A 2,553-nucleotide genomic window follows, 5' to 3' on the forward strand; every position below is an offset into this window, starting at 1 on the left:
CTCATACAACTTCACGTTGCAAGGTCCAATCGACCATGCGGTAGACAGTGATGAACTGACACTGAACTTCCCAATCATCGCGACGGATTTTGATGGTGATACCACCACAGAAACGCTCCCAGTCACCATCGTTGACGATAAGCCAACTATTACCAATGTTGATGCGATTACCGTTGATGAGGATGATTTAGGTACGATTGGCTCAGACCAAACTGACCCGATTTCAATCGATGGCAACTTCACCACCACACAAGGCTCGGACCGAGTGGTGAGCTATCAGCTCGATGCTTCTGCAACACCAGTAGCTGGACTCACATCACAAGGCGTGGCAGTCACGCTAACTGAAACCGCAAACGGCGATGGAAGCTTTACTTACGAGGCGACGGCGGGGAGTGAAGCGGTCTTTACGCTGACAGTGAATACTGATGGCTCTTATAACTTCACGCTAGAAGGGCCAATTGATCATGCTGTTGATAGTGATGAGTTAACGCTCAACTTCCCAATCATCGCAACAGACTTTGATGGCGATACCACAAATGCCACTATCCCAGTGACAATTGTGGACGATAAGCCAGTTATTACGGACGTGGATGCCATCACGGTTGATGAAGATGATCTAGCGTCAATCGGTTCAGACCAAAGTGATCCAATTTCTATTGATGGTAACTTCACCACCACGCAAGGTTCAGACCGAGTGGTGAGCTACCAACTCGATGGCACATCAGCACCAGTTGACGGTTTAACCTCGCAAGGTGTGGCGGTCACGCTAACAGAAACTGCAAATGGGGATGGCAGTTTTACCTACGAAGCAACAGCGGGCTCTGAAGCGGTCTTTACGCTGACAGTGAATACTGATGGCTCTTATAACTTCACACTTGAAGGACCAATTGATCACGCGATTGATAGTGATGAGTTGACGCTTAACTTCCCAATTATCGCAACCGACTTCGATGGCGACACCGTTACTGAAACCATTCCAGTCACAATTGTTGATGATGTACCGACCATCACAGCGGTGGATGCGTTAAGTGTCGATGAAGATGACCTTAGCGGTGTGGGTTCCGACCCTGGCGGCGATCTGTTCGTTGAAGGTGCGTTTACCACCACTCAAGGCTCTGACCGAGTGGTGAGCTATCAACTGGATTCAACTGCTGATCCTGTTGCGGGGCTGACCTCTCAAGGTGAGGCGATTATCTTGGTGGAAACCGCCAACGGTGATGGCAGCTTTACTTATGTGGCGACCGCAGACGGCAATCCGGTATTCACGTTAAACGTAGCAACAGATGGCACTTACGATTTTACGCTGCAAGGCCCGATTGATCATGCAGCTAACAGTGACAGCCTGACGATTGATTTCCCAATTATTGCCACCGATTTTGATGGTGATACGACTTCGGCAACCATTCCAGTCACGATTACGGATGATGCACCAATCATTGATAATGTCGTGCCTCTGGCTGTAGACGAAGATGATTTATCAGGCATTGGCTCAGACCAAACTGACGCTGTGTTTGTTGAAGGCGCGTTTACGACTACTCAAGGTTCAGACCGTGTGGTGAGCTACCAACTTGATTCAACGGCTGATTCTGTTTCGGGGCTAACCTCCCAAGGCGAGCCTGTTACTTTGGTAGAGACTGCGAATGCTGATGGCAGCTTTACTTACGTAGCTACCGCGGATGGCAATCCGGTCTTCACCATGAAGGTGAATGCAGACGGCACATATAACTTCCGTCTAGAAGGTCCGGTTGATCATGCGTTAAACAGCGATGAATTAGTTCTGAACTTCCCAATCATTGCAACAGACTTTGATGGCGATACGACGACCGCGACCATTCCAGTCACGATTACTGATGACGTTCCAACCATCGATAACGTTGTTCCACTGACAGTGGATGAAGATGATCTCGCTTCAATTGGCTCAGACCAAAACGATAATGCGTTCATGTCGGGTTCTTTCAGCACAACTGAAGGCTCGGACAGCGTTGTTAAATACCAGCTTGATGCAACAGCAGATCCAGTAGCAGGGTTAACCTCTCACGGTGAGCCTGTCGTACTTGCTGAGACAACAAATGGTGATGGCAGCTTTACTTACACTGCCACAGCAGATGGCAATGCCGTATTTGAATTGGTGGTGAAGCCAGACGGCAGCTACACCTTTACTCTGCAGGGCCCACTAGACCATGCGGTGAATAGCGACAGTCTGCAAATCGACTTCCCGATTATCGCAACAGACTTTGATGGCGACACCTCATCGAAGACGTTACCTGTCACCATCGTTGATGATAAACCAACCATCACTGACGTAGACGCAATCCGCGTGGATGAAGATGACTTAGCGACGATTGGCTCCGACGGCTCAGATCCAATTTCATTCGACGGCAACTTCACTACAACGCAAGGTTCTGATGGGGTAGCAAGCTACCAATTGGATGCTGCTGCAACGCCAGTTGATGGCCTAACATCACAAGGTGTGGCCGTCACGCTGACTGAAACCGCAAACGGCGACGGTAGCTACACTTATGAAGCGACAGCAGGAACTGAAGCAGTATTTAC

General features: G+C 49.3%; 1 protein-coding gene. It reads left to right on the top strand.

Annotated features, from left to right (window positions below; all coding sequences use genetic code 11):
* Window positions 1–2,553: VCBS domain-containing protein (locus tag IQP38_RS26700; RefSeq protein WP_228010154.1), on the top strand; the 2,553-nt coding region annotated here is incomplete at both ends.

It is taken from the genome of Vibrio sp. OPT41 (assembly GCF_015163595.1).
Classification (GTDB): domain Bacteria; phylum Pseudomonadota; class Gammaproteobacteria; order Enterobacterales; family Vibrionaceae; genus Vibrio; species Vibrio alginolyticus.